Raw genomic sequence first — 13,914 nt, forward strand, 5'->3', positions numbered from 1 at the left:
GCGATGCACGGCACCGGACACCGCGGGCCTGACCGGCGCCACTTTGACGACAGGACCTAGGGCGGGCCGGTCCCGCGGCTCCTGACGGCGGTGACCGCCAGGAGCGTCAGCGCCAGTGCCGCGACCGCCAGTCCGGGCAGCAGGCCCGGTGGGCGGAAGGAGCAGTCGACCCGTGTGGTGCCGGGGGCCAGCGGGACCGCGACCAGCCCCAGGTGCGCCGAGGCGGGCCGGTCGTTGCAGGTCCAGCCGGCGATCGCGGGCACGGAGAGGACCGCCGTCCCCGTGCTGCCCGCGGGCAGCACGGCCCGCACGCCCGAGGAGCCGACCCGGACCGAGGTCGCGGCCGTGGCCCGAAGGGCGGCCACCGCCGCGTCCAGGCGGGTGCGGTCCAGGCACGACAGGGTCCAGCGGGCGGGCGGGGCGGCGTCGAAGACCAGCGCCGAGGAGGCGCCGCGGGAGACGCCCAGCGGCTGGAGGGCGGCCCGGTTGCGGGGGGCGTTGCCGTTCAGACGGAGGGCCGGGCCGTCGGCGAGGCGGGCCGTGGCGTTGTACTCCGGTGCGAACAGGTAGGCCTCGGTGCCCGCGCGGCACACCCCGGGCGCCTGCGGATCCTCGTACACGCGGGCGCCCAGCAGCAGTTCCTGGTTGGCGAAGGGCGAGTCGCCGTAGGAGACGGGCGGGCCGGGCGGGCGGGTCGTCACCAGCGGGGGCACCTCGGCGCGCAGCACCGAGCCGTCCGGCCGCAGGCGGGCGCCGACGGCGAAGACGGCGTCGGTCACCGGGTTGTCGATGCTCTGGACGTTGCGGCCGCGCGAGGTCCAGCCGGCGCCGAGGGCGGCCATCGTCCGGGTGAACACCTCGGGCGTGTGGCTGCTGTAGTACGAGCCGCCCTCCCCGCCCAGCAGCAGCGGGTCGTTGCCCGACAGCGCGGGCCGGCTCGGATCGGTGCGGTACGCCGGCCAGCCCTCGGCGGCGCCCAGGGCCCGGGCGCGCGCGGTGTGGGCCGGCCCCCAGGACGGATAGTCGTCGAGCCCGCCGAGCTTGCCCCGGTGGCCGAAGGCGATGGTGGCCGCCGCCTGCGCGAGCAGGACCAGCGCCAGCAGCCCGGCCGCGGGCAGGACCGGGCGGCGCCTGCCGAGCGCCCACCAGGCAGCGGCCGCCGCCGCGAGGCCGCCCGCGAAGAGCGCGTACCCCCATGGCGTCGTCAGCGTGCTGCCGTGCGCCCACAGGGCGGCTGCCGCCAGGACGCCCGCCCCCGCGGCCAGCGCCGGCGGCCGCGGCAGGCCCCGCTCCACCGCCGTCCAGGCGGCGATGACGGCGATCCCGGCGAGGACGAAGGTCTGCCGGTAGGGACTGCCGTTCGGGGTGGCGAACACATGCCAGGCCAGATGGGTCGGCCCCCACTGAAGGGAGAGCACGACGGCCGCCGTCAGCCCCGTCCACCCCAGCCGTTCGCGCACCGGCACCGCCCGGTGGAAGGGCAGCGCGGCGACCAGCAGCAGCGTGCCGGTGCCGACGAAGACGGCCGGGGAGGAGAAGGAGTACGTGCCCGGCAGCAGCCGGGCGAAGAGGTCGGCCCAGGACACCGGCCGGAACTCCTTGACCCACCCCGGGTGGGCCTGCCCCGAGCTGAGGAACAGCGGCCACAGGACCGGCGCCGCCAGCGCGATGCCCAGCAGGGTGGTGCCGGCCGCCCGCGCGACCACCGCGATCCGCGTCCGGACGCCGTCCCGGGTCAGCACCACCCGTACCAGCAGCACCAGCGCGGCGCCCAGGGTCGCCATGTAGGCGGTGTAGAAGTTCGCCGTCCAGCAGACGGCGACGACCGGCGGGGCGAGCAGCACCCGCCGCCCCCGCAGGGCCCATTCGCCGGTGAGGCAGAGGAGGGGGAAGGCGATCAGCCCGTCCAGCCACATCGGGTTGTAGGAGGCCTCGATCACCGACCAGCCGCACAGCGCGTACGAGGCCGCGAGCAGACCGGCCGCCCACCACGGCCCCCGGTGCAGGGTGCGCAGCAGCCAGGCCATGGCCGCCGCCGCGGCGGCCGTCTTCAGCACGGTGACCACGTACACGGCCAGGTCGATGTCGGCGCGCGGGAAGAGGGCGACGAGGACCGAGAACGGGCCGGCCAGGTAGGTGCCGAGGTCGGGCAGGAAGCTCGTGCCGTATCCGGACTGCCAGTTGAACAGCAGCCCGCCCTGCGCACGGCCGTGCAGGAGGTCCCACAGGTGCGCGTGGAAGGGTACGAACTGGTTGCCGAGGTCGTTGACGCTGCGGTGGCGCGGTCCGTACGGGAAGACCCGGGCGGCGGCGTCCCCGGCGCACACGGCCACCGCCGTGAGCAGGGCGGCCAGCGCCGAACCGGACAGACTGCGGCGGCGCGGCGAGCGGTGCGGTGTCGACATGGTGGGCCGACCCTGGCAGGACCGGGGGACGCGGGAGTGGCCGCGGAGTGACCGCGACACGAACAGACACGTACCCCGGACACCCCGTGAATCGTTGGTCGAAGCGGTGGCCCGGGCCACCCTTACTGCATACCATCGATCACCGCACGGCCCTTGTGCATCGACGCACAATCTCCCGGCCCTGGAGGCTCCTTTGCACCGTCGCACTGCGCTCTCCGTCTCCGCCGCCCTGCTCGTGGCGGCGCCCCTGCTGTCCGCCTGCTCGGGCGAGACCCGGCCCGGCACCGCGGCCGTCGTCGGCGGTGAACGGATCACCACCTCCGCGCTCCAGGCCCAGGTCAACGACGTCCGCGCCGCGCAGAACCGGTCCGAGCACGCGGCGACGCTCATCTCCAACACCCCGCAGCTGGACCGGATCAAGCTCGGCAAGATGATCCAGCTGCGGGTGCTGGAGCGGGCCGCGCAGGACGCGGGCATCTCGGTCACGACCAAGGAGATCGAGGAGGCCCGCGCGGCCCAGGAGGGCGGCCGGGGCGCGGCGGCGCTGGAGCAGGCGGCCCTCCAGGGGCGGGTCCCGCTCGCCGCCGGGCAGATCGACGAGGAGGTGCGCTTCCAGCTGCTGCTCGGCAAGCTGAGCGAGCGCTACGGCGAGGACAAGATCATCGAGCCGCTCGCCAAGGCGTCGAAGGCCCTCCACATCGAGGTGAACCCCCGGTACGGGGCGTGGGACGCCCAGCAGGTCGGCCTCGGCCCGGTGGAGACCCCCTGGATCACCCAGCGCACGCGTCCCGAGCAGGCCCCCGCCGGAGCCTGACGTCCCGCGGCGGGGGTAGGTTCGGAGGGTGACCGACCACTCCCAGCCCACCGCCGCGCCCGAGCCCACCGGCCGGATCGTCCTGCTGACCACCAGCCACCGGGTCGCGCCCGGGGTGCTGTCCTGGCCGGCGTGGCAGACCCTGCACGCCGCGGACCGGGTACTGTGCGCCGACCCCGGCCACCCGCAGCTGCCGTACCTGCGGGAGGCGGGCGTCGAGGTCGAGTCCTCGGTCCCCGACGCGCACGAGCTGGTCGAGGCCTGCGCCGGCGGCCGGACGGTCGTGGTGCTCCCGGCCGGCGAGGGCGACCAGCGGCTCACCGACGGCCTGGCCCGGCTGGCCGGCTCGGGCCGGGTCGCCATGCCCGACCTGGAACTGCTGCCGGGTTCGTACGACCTGCCGGGCGCGCGCCTGCTCGACCTGGTGCAGGTGATGGACCGGGTCCGCCGCGAATGCCCGTGGACCTCCCGGCAGACCCACCGCGGCCTGGCCAAGTACGCCATCGAGGAGGCGTACGAACTCGTCGAGGCCATCGAGGACGGCGACCGGGAGGAGCTGCGCGAGGAACTCGGCGACGTCCTGCTCCAGGTGGTCTTCCACGCCCGGATCGCCGAGGAGGGGATCCCCGGCCCCGAGGACGGGGACGAAGGCGAAGGCGAAGGCGACGGCGACGCCGACGGTGACGAGGAGCGCCTCGGGGCCTTCTCCATCGACGACGTGGCCGGAGCCCTGGTGCGGAAGCTGATCCACCGGCACCCGCACGTCTTCGGCGACGCGCACGCCGAGACCCCGGAGGACGTCCACGCGCACTGGCAGCGCACCAAGGCGGTCGAGAAGCGGCGGGAGTCCGTCACCGACGGCGTCCCGGTGGGCCAGCCGGGCCTGGCGCTCGCGGCCAAGCTCGCGGGCCGGGCCCGCGCGGGCGGGGTGGCCGTCGAGCTGCCCCGCGGCGAGGGCATCGGCTACGAGCTGCTGGAACTGGCCGCGCGCGCCGAGGCGGAGGGCGTCGACCCGGAGACCGCGCTGCGCGCGGCGGCCCGCGTCTACCGGGACGCGATCCGGGCGGCCGAGGGAGTCGCGGCGGTCCCGGAGTAGCCGTCAGTACTCCCTCGGGGCTCGGGCCGAGGGGTCGTGCCAGTGCGGGGCCGGGCGGTTCAGCAGCCACTCGGCGAAGCCCAGCGGGCGGCCGCCCGGCCCGTGGCCGGCGGCCGGGACGGGTACGGAGTCGTGGAAGAGGTGCCCCGGGCGGGCGCCGAGCTCGGCCAGGAGCAGCGCCGTCTCGTCGATGAACGGCGCCGGCCCGCTGAGGTAGACGTCCTGGTCGGGCCACAGCCCCCGGTTGCTCAGCGCGGTCGCGAGCCGCTCGGTGGCCTCGTTGCGGGGCCGCCCCGGGGCGGGCGTGATGTAGGTGACGTCGAGCCAGCCGCAGGAGCTGCCGAAGGCGTCGATGAGCGGCCGGTCGTACAGGTGCGCGCAGTCCCGGGCCACCACGAAGAGCCGTACGTCCTGATCGGGTGGCCGGTCCGCGAGGTCCTCCAGCATGGCCCGGATCGGTGCCCAGCCGGTGCCGGCGGCGATCAGGCTGACCGGGCGGTCGGAGCGGCGGAGGGTCAGCTGCCCGCCGGCGGCGCCGAGGCGCAGGACGTCGCCGGGCCGGGTGTCGACGACGAGGGCGGTGCTGAGCCGCCCCCGGTCGATCCGGCTGACGTGCAGGTCGAGGGTGCCGTCGGGGCGGGGGGCGTTGCCGATGGAGTAGGTGCGCCAGATCCGCGGGACGCGGTCGCTGCTCACACTCGTGTACTGGCCGGGGAGATAGGGGAAGGGGGCGTGCGGCCGCAGGGTGAGCACGCCGATGTCCTGACCGTACTGCAGGTGCCGGACGACCTCCGCGTCCCACCACGGCGGGTCCTCGCTCGCGTCGGCCCCGGCGAGCATGGCGTCGGCGATCACCTGGTACGCCTCCGTCCAGGCCTTCTCGACCTGCGGGGTCCAGGCTTCGCCGGAGGTGGCGGCGAGCGCGGCGAGCAGGCTGGAGCCGACGACGGCGTAGTGCTCGGGACGGACCAGGAACTTGCGGTGGTCGCGCCCCAGGTCGCGCAGATAGGGGCCGAGGGTCTCGTCGTCGAGACGGGAGACGAGGTGGGTGAGCGCGGCGAAGAGCCGGTCCCGCTGGCGTTCCATGTCCTCGGCGGAGCCCGGGAAGAGGTCGCGGATGCCGGGGTTGTGCCAGAACAGGTGCGAGTAGAAGAACTTGACGGCGTGCTCGGCCCGTCGCTCGACCACCGCGAAACTGCTTTTCAAGATCCTCACATCCACACGACCGAAAGTAGGAGTGCCGGACGGGGCGAGGTCAAGCGTCGTCCGATCTGCGGACAGCCTCGACGAAGCAGTCATATGGGATGACGGGCCGGCGGGCCGCGGCCCGTACCGGGCCGCCGGTGCGCGGCGGCTACTGTCGTCGGCATGCACGATCAGTCGTCCACTCCCTCCGGCGGCGCGGCGCCCGAACTCTTCACGTGGGAGTTCGCGACCGACCCCTACCCGGCCTACGCATGGCTGCGGGAGCACTCCCCGGTGCACCGCACGAAGCTCCCGAGCGGCGTCGAGGCCTGGCTCGTCACCCGTTACGCGGACGCCCGTCAGGCCCTCGCCGACCAGCGGCTCAGCAAGAATCCGGCGCACCACGCGGAGCCCGCGCACGCCAAGGGCAAGACCGGCATCCCGGGGGAGCGCAAGGCGGAGCTGATGACCCACCTGCTGAACATCGACCCGCCGGACCACACCCGGCTGCGGCGCCTGGTGTCGAAGGCGTTCACCCCGCGCAGGGTCGCGGAGTTCACCCCGCGGGTGCAGGCGCTCACCGACCACCTGATCGACGCCTTCGCGGGGAGGGGGGAGGCGGACCTCATCCACGAGTTCGCGTTCCCGCTCCCCATCTACGCCATCTGCGAGATGCTCGGCGTACCGCGTGAGGACCAGGACGACTTCCGCGACTGGGCCGGGATGATGATCCGCCACGGCGGCGGTCCGCGGGGCGGGGTCGCCCGGTCGGTGAAGCAGATGCGCACCTACCTCGGTGAGCTCATCCATCGCAAAAGGGATGATCTGGGCGACGACCTGATCTCCGACCTGATCCGCGCGAGCGACCACGGCGACCATCTGACGGAGGGCGAGGCCACCGCGATGGCCTTCATCCTGCTCTTCGCCGGCTTCGAGACGACCGTCAACCTCATCGGCAACGGCGTCCACTCCCTCTTCATGAACCCCGTCCAGCGCGAGCGCCTGCAGGCCTCCCTGGCCGCGGGGGAGAACGAGCTGCTGTCCACCGGTGTCGAGGAACTCCTGCGCTACGACGGCCCCGTGGAGCTGGCGACGTGGCGGTTCGCCACCGAGCCGCTGACCCTCGGCGGCGAGCGCGTCGAGACCGGCGACCCGGTCCTGGTCGTCCTCGCGGCCGCCGACCGGGACCCCGAGCGGTTCGCCGACCCGGACACCCTCGACCTCTCCAGGACCGACAACCAGCACCTCGGATACGGGCACGGCATCCACTACTGCCTGGGCGCACCGCTGGCCCGGCTCGAAGGACAGACCGCGCTCGCGACCCTGCTGACGCGCCTGCCTGACCTGGAACTCGCCGTTCCGCCCCAAGAGCTGCGCTGGCGTGGGGGGTTGATCATGCGAGGGCTTCGTACTCTTCCCGTTCGCTTCACGGTTCAAAACACTTGCGCGGGATCTGATGAAAAGTCAGATCCTGCTTGAACTTGTGACAATCGTTCGAAGGCCGCTAGGTTCTGCCGTTACCCCGCTGTTATGCGAAAGGTGATCCCTCATGCTCTCCGGGAACGGCCGTCACAGACGCCCCCGCCAGGTCCCCGCGCTGGTCGTCACAGCCGGAGTCACTGGCTCTGCGCTGGCCATGCCGCTGCTCGCCGCCACCAGCGCCACCGCTGCCGAAACCACCACCTGGGACAAGGTGGCCGAGTGCGAGAGCGGCGGCTCGTGGAGCGCCAACTTCGGCAGTGGCGCCTACGGCGGCCTCCAGTTCACCCAGGAGCAGTGGCAGAACGCCGGCGGTCTGGACTTCGCGGAGCGGGCCGACCTCGCGAGCCGCTCGCAGCAGATAGCGGTGGCCGAGCGCGTGCTGGCCTCGCAGGGGCCGCAGGCCTGGCCGCTGTGCGCGGCCTCCGCCGGGCTCGACCAGCAGGGTCCGGCCGCGGTCGTCGACCCCGGTCTGCCCGGCAGCCCCACCGCGGTGGGCCCCGCCCCGTCCCGGCCGGACGACGCGGTTCCGTCCACCAAGGGCGGCAAGCCGGCGACCGACTTCGGGCTGTCGACCGAGGAGACCCCGAGCCCCTCGGGCACCCCCTTCCTGATCCCCGACGCGCCGTCCCTCGGGCTGCCCGTCATGCCCGCGCCCGACGTCCCGACGACGCCTCCGGCCGACCCGGGCACCCCGGTCGTCCCGACCGACCCGACGACCCCGCCGGTCGGCCCCACCGACCCGACGGCCCCGGTCCTCCCGTCGGACCCGGCCGACCCGACGGCTCCGACGACGCCCACGACCCCGCCGGTCACCCCGAGCCCGTCCCCGTCCGACCCGACCGCCCCCGTGGCACCGACGACCCCGGCGACCCCGGAGACCCCGGAGGCCCCGGGCGCCACACCCGTCGAGGGCAACGGCAAGCACCGCGGTGCGCCCTCCCCCGAGGAGAGCGCCCCGTCTGACGCCGTGTCGGACCCCGTCTACACGGTGCAGGCGGGCGACAGCCTGGCGACCATCGCGGTTGCCAAGGGCGTGAAGGGCGGCTGGAGCGGCCTCTATGCGGCCAACGAGCAGGTCATCGGTGAGGACGCCGACCTGATCAAGCCCGGGCAGAACCTGGATCTAACCACGTAATAAGGACAGTTGGTTCGCCCGGAAAGACCTTGATTGTCTGTTTTCGGCAAGTGAGACATGTGTCTCTTCCGGTCAACTGGCGTGTCCCGCCCGGGGGCTTCCGCAAACCCCGGTCTCACCTGCGCAAACACCCCTGCGGAGAGCGCAAGTAGGGGCCCTTTCTCCCCGATGTTCCTCGTTGAACATCGGGGAGAGCTGTGTCTACCTTCTGAATCGCTCGCCACCGCGAGCTCCTTCGACCGCATCGCCGAGTCCTGCCGGCGGACGGGGGGAACAGTCGTCGCGTAAAGCGCCGAAGGCAGGAGCGGGGGACCCAAGGTAGGTGCCGCGAGCGGCCGTTGAGAGACGGTCGTGCAGCGGCTTGGGGTTAAGCGGTGCGCTAGGTCGCACCGCCGGGCACTCACGGGCCCGAACCCGACAGCTCACCTCGTAGGCGTCGGTGAGGAGAAACCTCATGCTGCTTTCCGGCAAGGGCAAGCACCGTCGCGGCTCCAAGGCCGTCCGCATCGTCACGCTCGCAGGTGTCGCCGGTGTGGCCGTCGCCGCCCCCCTGATGACCGCGGGCGCCGCCAGTGCCGCCACCGCGTCCGAGTGGGACAAGGTCGCGCAGTGCGAGTCCGGTGGCAACTGGGCCATCAACACGGGCAACGGCTACTACGGCGGCCTGCAGTTCTCGTCCTCCACGTGGGCGTCGTTCGGCGGCAAGTCGTACGCCGCGCAGGCCAACCAGGCCTCGAAGGCGCAGCAGATAGCCGTGGCCGAGAAGGTCCTGAAGAAGCAGGGCAAGGGCGCCTGGCCGCACTGCGGCAAGGGCCTGTCGAACTCCTCGTACACCGGCGGCTCCTCCGAGACCCCGGCTTCCACGAAGCCGAAGGCCGAGCCGAAGAAGACCGAGACCAAGAAGACCGAGACCAAGGCCGCGCCGAAGAAGGAGACCAAGCGCGCCGAGGCCCCGGTCACCCGCTCCGAGCGCACCGAGGCCCCGGCCGCGCCGAAGACCGGCAACGGCTCGTACGAGGTGAAGGCCGGCGACACCCTGGGCACCATCGCCGAGGCCAACGGCGTCAAGGGCGGCTGGCAGCAGCTGTTCGAGCTGAACAAGGACATCGTCTCGGACGCCGACCTGATCTTCCCGGGTCAGAAGCTGAAGCTCAGCTGACCGCTGCGGCAATAGCCGCAAAAGCGTACGCAACGCGCAGAATTCCCACCGCCCGGCGCCCTTCCCCCCACGCGCCGGGCGGCGGTGTGTGCGGCAGCGGAACCCCCGTCACCCGGGGTCCTATGTCCGGGAAGAGGGGTATTCGGGCCCTTTTTCGTCCCAGGACCCGGGCGGTCGGCAGGGCGAGTGCCCGGATCCGGTTAGGCTCTAGTCGGCCAGGCCATCCCACGGCCTGACGCCACCGCACACCCAGCGTCACATCCCAGAAGGAGATGCTCGTGCCGTCCATCGACGTCGTCGTAGCCCGGGAAATCCTGGACTCCCGAGGCAACCCCACGGTCGAGGTCGAGGTGGGCCTCGACGACGGCAGCACCGGCCGTGCTGCCGTTCCGTCCGGCGCCTCCACCGGTGCCTTCGAGGCCATCGAGCTCCGTGACGGTGACCCCAACCGTTACATGGGCAAGGGTGTCGAGAAGGCCGTCCTCGCCGTCATCGAGCAGATCGGCCCGGAGCTCGTCGGCTACGACGCCACCGAGCAGCGCCTGATCGACCAGGCCATGTTCGACCTGGACGCCACCGACAACAAGGGCTCGCTCGGCGCCAACGCCATCCTCGGCGTCTCCCTCGCCGTTGCGCACGCCGCGTCCGAGGCCTCCGACCTCCCCCTCTTCCGCTACCTCGGCGGTCCGAACGCGCACCTGCTGCCCGTTCCGATGATGAACATCCTCAACGGTGGGTCGCACGCCGACTCCAACGTCGACATCCAGGAGTTCATGATCGCCCCGATCGGCGCGGAGTCCTTCTCCGAGGCGCTGCGCTGGGGTGCCGAGGTCTACCACACCCTCAAGAAGGTCCTGCACACCAAGGGCCTGTCCACCGGTCTCGGTGACGAGGGCGGCTTCGCCCCGAACCTGGAGTCCAACCGCGCCGCGCTCGACCTCATCATCGAGGCCATCAAGCAGGCCGGCTACACCCCGGGCACGGACATCGCGCTCGCGCTCGACGTCGCCGCGTCCGAGTTCTACAAGGACGGCCAGTACGAGTTCGAGGGCAAGTCCCGCTCGGCCGCCGAGATGACGGACTACTACGCCGAGCTCGTCGAGGCGTACCCGCTGGTCTCCATCGAGGACCCGCTGTTCGAGGACGACTGGGACGGCTGGAAGACCATCACCGACCGCCTCGGCTCCAAGGTCCAGATCGTCGGTGACGACCTGTTCGTCACCAACCCGGAGCGCCTGGCCCGCGGCATCGAGGAGGGCTCCGCGAACGCCCTGCTCGTGAAGGTGAACCAGATCGGTTCGCTGACCGAGACCCTCGACGCCGTCGAGATGGCCCAGCGCAACGGCTTCAAGTGCATGATGTCGCACCGCTCCGGCGAGACCGAGGACGTCACCATCGCCGACCTCGCCGTCGCCGTGAACTGCGGTCAGATCAAGACCGGCGCCCCGGCCCGCTCGGACCGCGTCGCCAAGTACAACCAGCTGCTGCGCATCGAGGAGATCCTCGACGACGCCGCGGTGTACGCGGGCCGCAGCGCCTTCCCGCGCTTCAAGGGCTAATCACGCTCTGCCTCCGTACGTCCCCGCACTCGGTCCCGTACCGTGTGCGGGGACGTATTGCGTAGTGCGTACCTAGGGGAGGCGGACCAATGGCCGGGAACCGGGATCGGTTCTCCACCTTCTCCACGGCCACGCGGCTCAAGCAGCTCGGTGAGCGGACCGCGGCCCACGTCTACCGCTCGCAGTCGCGCCGGCAGGTGCGCCGCAGCCGCCTCACCGGCAGGGCCGCGCTCCTGGTGCTCGTCCTCTGTACGCTGGTGGTCGCCCTCGCGTATCCGATGCGCCAGTACGTGTCCCAGCGCTCGGAGATCGCGGAGCAGCAGCGGGCCGCCGCGACGGCGCGGGAGCGCCTGGAGCGGCTCCGCGACGAGAAGGCCCGCTGGCAGGACGACGCCTACGCGGAACAGCAGGCGCGCAAGCACCTGCACTTCCTGCGCCCGGGGGAGGTCGGCTACATCATGAGCGACCCCGGGGCCCGGCCCCCGGAGCCGCACCGGACCGGCCAGGCCGGCTCGGACCGCCCCTGGTACTCCAACGTCTGGGACGGCGTCGACAAGGCCGACCGCCCCGGCGACTGAGCACGCCGGCACCGGAGCCCCGGGCATCCGGTACCGCAGTACCGCAGCACCCATCCACGAGAACGAAGAGACTTCCTCCAGGCATGCAGACGCCCCCGCCCCAGACCGACCGGACCGAGCCGACCGACGCGGACATCGAGGCGTTCGAGCAGCAGCTCGGCCGCCCGCCGCGCGGGCTGCGCGCCATCGCGCACCGCTGCCCCTGCGGGCAGCCCGACGTGGTGGAGACCGCGCCGCGGCTCCCCGACGGCACCCCCTTCCCGACGCTGTACTACCTGACGTGCCCGCGCGCGGCCTCCGCCATCGGCACGCTGGAGGCCAACGGCGTGATGAAGGAGATGCAGGCCCGGCTCGCCGAGGACCCGGAACTCGCCGCCGCCTACCGGGCCGCGCACGAGGACTACATCCGCCGCCGCGACGCCATCGAAGTGCTCCAGGGCTTCCCGAGCGCCGGTGGCATGCCGGACCGGGTCAAGTGCCTGCACGTGCTCGTCGGCCACTCCCTGGCCGCCGGCCCCGGCGTGAACCCGTTCGGTGACGAGGCCCTCGCGATGCTGCCCGAGTGGTGGGCCAAGGGTGCCTGCGTCACCCCGTGCGGCGAGAAGAAGGCGGAGGAGTCCGCGTGACCCGGGTCGCGGGCATCGACTGCGGTACGAACTCCATCCGGCTGCTCGTGGCGGACTGCGACCCCGCCACGGGCGAGCTGACCGAACTGGACCGGCGGATGATCGTCGTCCGGCTCGGCCAGGGCGTCGACAAGACCGGGCGCCTGGCCCCGGAGGCGCTGGAGCGCACCTTCGCCGCCTGCCGCGAGTACGCGGCGGTCATCGAGGAGTTCGGCGCCGAGCGGGTGCGCTTCGTGGCGACGTCCGCCTCCCGCGACGCCGAGAACCGCGAGGACTTCGTCCGCGGCGTCGTGGAGATCCTGGGCGTCGAGCCCGAGGTCATCTCCGGCGACCAGGAGGCGGAGTTCTCCTTCACCGGAGCCACCAAGGAGCTGACCGCGCACGAGCACCTGGAGCGGCCGTTCCTGGTCGTGGACATCGGCGGCGGTTCCACCGAGTTCGTGGTCGGCGACGACCGCGTACGGGCCGCCCGCTCCGTGGACGTGGGCTGCGTCCGGATGACCGAGCGCCACCTGGTGGTGGACGGCGTCGTCACCGACCCGCCGACCGAGGAGCAGGTCGCCGCCGTCCGCGCCGACATCGAGGCCGCGCTGGACCTGGCGGCCGAGACGGTCCCGCTGGCCGAGGCCCGCACCCTGGTCGGCCTGGCGGGCTCGGTGACCACCATCGCCGGGATCGCCCTCGGGCTGCCCGAGTACCGGTCGGCGGAGATCCACCACTCCCGGATCTCCTACGAGCAGGTCCGCGCGATCACCGAGCGGATGCTGACGGCCACGCACGCCGAGCGCGCGGCGATCCCCGTCATGCACCCCGGCCGGGTGGACGTGATCGGCGCGGGCGCGCTGGTCCTGCTGGCCATCATGGAGCGCACCGGCGCCCAGGAGGTCGTCGTGTCCGAGCACGACATCCTCGACGGCATCGCCTGGAAGACCGCAGAAGAGGTCGAGACGGACAAGCAGCGGTCTTGAGCCGCTGCACGGCTGAACGGTGGCGCTCCGGTGAGTTCACCGGAGCGCCGCTGCCGTGTTCGGCTTTCAGATGGTGCGGTAGACGTCGCGGCGGTCCCCGACCTTGACGACGAGGATGACGAGCTCGCCGTCCAGCACCTGGTAGGCGATCCGGTAGCCACCGACCCGGAGCCTGTAGAGGCCGGAGGGGCCGGTGAGCTTCTTGATGTCGGCGTCCTCGCGGAAGGGGTCCTCTCCCAGCGCGGTCAGGGCGGCGAGGATCCGCATGGCGGCCGGTTTGTCGAGCGCCCGGAGCTGCCGTTGCGCAGCGGTGGTGAACCGGAACGCGTACTTCACGCCGCGCCGTCACCTCGTTCGCTGAACAGGTCGGCGAGGAGCTCGGCCATGGTCACGGTCGGTCCGCCCTCGGCGAGCACGGCCTCTGCCTCGCGCGCCAGCATTTCGTCGGCCGCGTCTTCCAGCGCGTTGAAATCGGCGATCGGAACAAGGGCGGCCACTGGGGCACCGTTGCGGGTGATGATCGTCGGGGCGCCCTGTTCGGCCCGGTTGATGTGGTCCGCAAGGTGGGCGCGGGCTTCGCGCACGGTCACAGCGTTCGCACTCATGAATCAAGTGTACGCGCGTCTGTGTACACGTGTGATGCCGCGCCGACCCGGTATGGGTTCAAGGGAGAATGCTGGACGGCATCGCCCCCCTTGACGACGAGGATGACGCGCTCGCCGTCCTGGCCACGGGATGAAAGGTCATCGCGGGGTCCGACCCGGTGGATCGCACACGCAGCACGCCCGGGACGGATGAACGGTGGGGTGCCGTGCCCGTTTCGGTACCTTCGGAGGGCCCGTGAGGGGGCCTTGGACCCCGCGCCGCCGACCAGGTTCGTGAAGTTCTTCACAAGGAAAAGTTGCCT

13 protein-coding genes and 1 riboswitch are annotated in these 13,914 nt (G+C 72.3%); of the genes, 9 read left to right on the plus strand and 4 right to left on the minus strand.

Annotated elements, in window-relative coordinates:
• Positions 1-56 precede the first annotated feature (56 nt).
• The gene (locus AC2RP6_RS24015; RefSeq protein WP_486448069.1) at positions 57-2,405 is read right to left on the minus strand and encodes a YfhO family protein; all 2,349 of its coding nucleotides are present in this window, start codon (positions 2,403-2,405) and stop codon (positions 57-59) included.
• Positions 2,406-2,598: 193 nt separating this feature from the next.
• Here AC2RP6_RS24015 and AC2RP6_RS24020 point away from each other — a divergent pair, with 193 nt between their 5' ends.
• Together AC2RP6_RS24020 and AC2RP6_RS24025 are read left to right on the plus strand one after the other, a co-directional pair.
• Entirely contained in the window at positions 2,599-3,219 is a 621-nt protein-coding gene (locus AC2RP6_RS24020) for a SurA N-terminal domain-containing protein (RefSeq protein WP_486448070.1), read from the plus strand.
• Positions 3,220-3,247: 28 nt separating this feature from the next.
• Positions 3,248-4,315 (plus strand): nucleoside triphosphate pyrophosphohydrolase, encoded by a 1,068-nt coding sequence (locus AC2RP6_RS24025; RefSeq protein ID WP_486448071.1) that lies wholly within the window; start codon positions 3,248-3,250, stop codon positions 4,313-4,315.
• Positions 4,316-4,318: 3 nt separating this feature from the next.
• On the opposite strand, the gene AC2RP6_RS24030 is transcribed toward AC2RP6_RS24025, so the two are convergent.
• The gene (locus AC2RP6_RS24030; RefSeq protein WP_486448072.1) at positions 4,319-5,503 is read right to left on the minus strand and encodes a globin domain-containing protein; all 1,185 of its coding nucleotides are present in this window, start codon (positions 5,501-5,503) and stop codon (positions 4,319-4,321) included.
• 180 nt (positions 5,504-5,683) lie between these two features.
• Here AC2RP6_RS24030 and AC2RP6_RS24035 point away from each other — a divergent pair, with 180 nt between their 5' ends.
• From AC2RP6_RS24035 to AC2RP6_RS24065, 7 genes are all read left to right on the plus strand, one after another.
• Positions 5,684-6,979, plus strand: coding sequence for a cytochrome P450 family protein (locus tag AC2RP6_RS24035; protein WP_486448073.1), 1,296 nt, complete (start codon positions 5,684-5,686; stop codon positions 6,977-6,979).
• Positions 6,980-7,049: 70 nt separating this feature from the next.
• Positions 7,050-8,117, plus strand: coding sequence for a transglycosylase family protein (locus AC2RP6_RS24040; protein WP_486448074.1), 1,068 nt, complete (start codon positions 7,050-7,052; stop codon positions 8,115-8,117).
• Positions 8,118-8,397: 280 nt separating this feature from the next.
• Positions 8,398-8,568: riboswitch (cyclic di-AMP (ydaO/yuaA leader) on the plus strand.
• 3 nt (positions 8,569-8,571) lie between these two features.
• On the plus strand, positions 8,572-9,276 hold the full coding sequence (locus tag AC2RP6_RS24045) for a transglycosylase family protein (RefSeq protein ID WP_486448075.1): 705 nt from the start codon (positions 8,572-8,574) through the stop codon (positions 9,274-9,276).
• Between the two features lie 278 nt (positions 9,277-9,554).
• Positions 9,555-10,835: a phosphopyruvate hydratase gene (gene eno / locus AC2RP6_RS24050; protein WP_150257719.1), complete on the plus strand. Its 1,281-nt coding sequence runs from the start codon at positions 9,555-9,557 to the stop codon at positions 10,833-10,835.
• A gap of 89 nt (positions 10,836-10,924) precedes the next feature.
• Positions 10,925-11,413 carry an FtsB family cell division protein gene (locus tag AC2RP6_RS24055; protein WP_486448076.1) on the plus strand — a complete coding sequence of 163 codons (489 nt, stop codon included), beginning with the start codon at positions 10,925-10,927 and terminating at the stop codon, positions 11,411-11,413.
• An 83-nt stretch (positions 11,414-11,496) separates the two neighbouring features.
• Positions 11,497-12,039 carry a DUF501 domain-containing protein gene (locus AC2RP6_RS24060; protein WP_486448077.1) on the plus strand — a complete coding sequence of 181 codons (543 nt, stop codon included), beginning with the start codon at positions 11,497-11,499 and terminating at the stop codon, positions 12,037-12,039.
• Positions 12,036-13,007, plus strand: coding sequence for a Ppx/GppA phosphatase family protein (locus AC2RP6_RS24065; RefSeq protein WP_486448078.1), 972 nt, complete (start codon positions 12,036-12,038; stop codon positions 13,005-13,007). Before AC2RP6_RS24060 ends, AC2RP6_RS24065 begins: the two co-directional genes overlap by 4 nt.
• Before the next feature lie 66 nt (positions 13,008-13,073).
• Here the strand turns inward: AC2RP6_RS24065 and AC2RP6_RS24070 are convergent, their stop codons facing one another.
• A complete protein-coding gene (locus AC2RP6_RS24070; protein WP_486448079.1) occupies positions 13,074-13,343 on the minus strand; it encodes a type II toxin-antitoxin system RelE family toxin in 270 nt (89 codons plus the stop codon).
• Positions 13,340-13,612 carry a type II toxin-antitoxin system Phd/YefM family antitoxin gene (locus tag AC2RP6_RS24075; protein ID WP_486448080.1) on the minus strand — a complete coding sequence of 91 codons (273 nt, stop codon included), beginning with the start codon at positions 13,610-13,612 and terminating at the stop codon, positions 13,340-13,342. The genes AC2RP6_RS24070 and AC2RP6_RS24075 overlap by 4 nt, the downstream gene beginning before the upstream one ends.
• Between the last annotated feature and the right edge of the window lie 302 nt (positions 13,613-13,914).

Source organism: Streptomyces sp. WAC03905 (genome assembly GCF_057371075.1).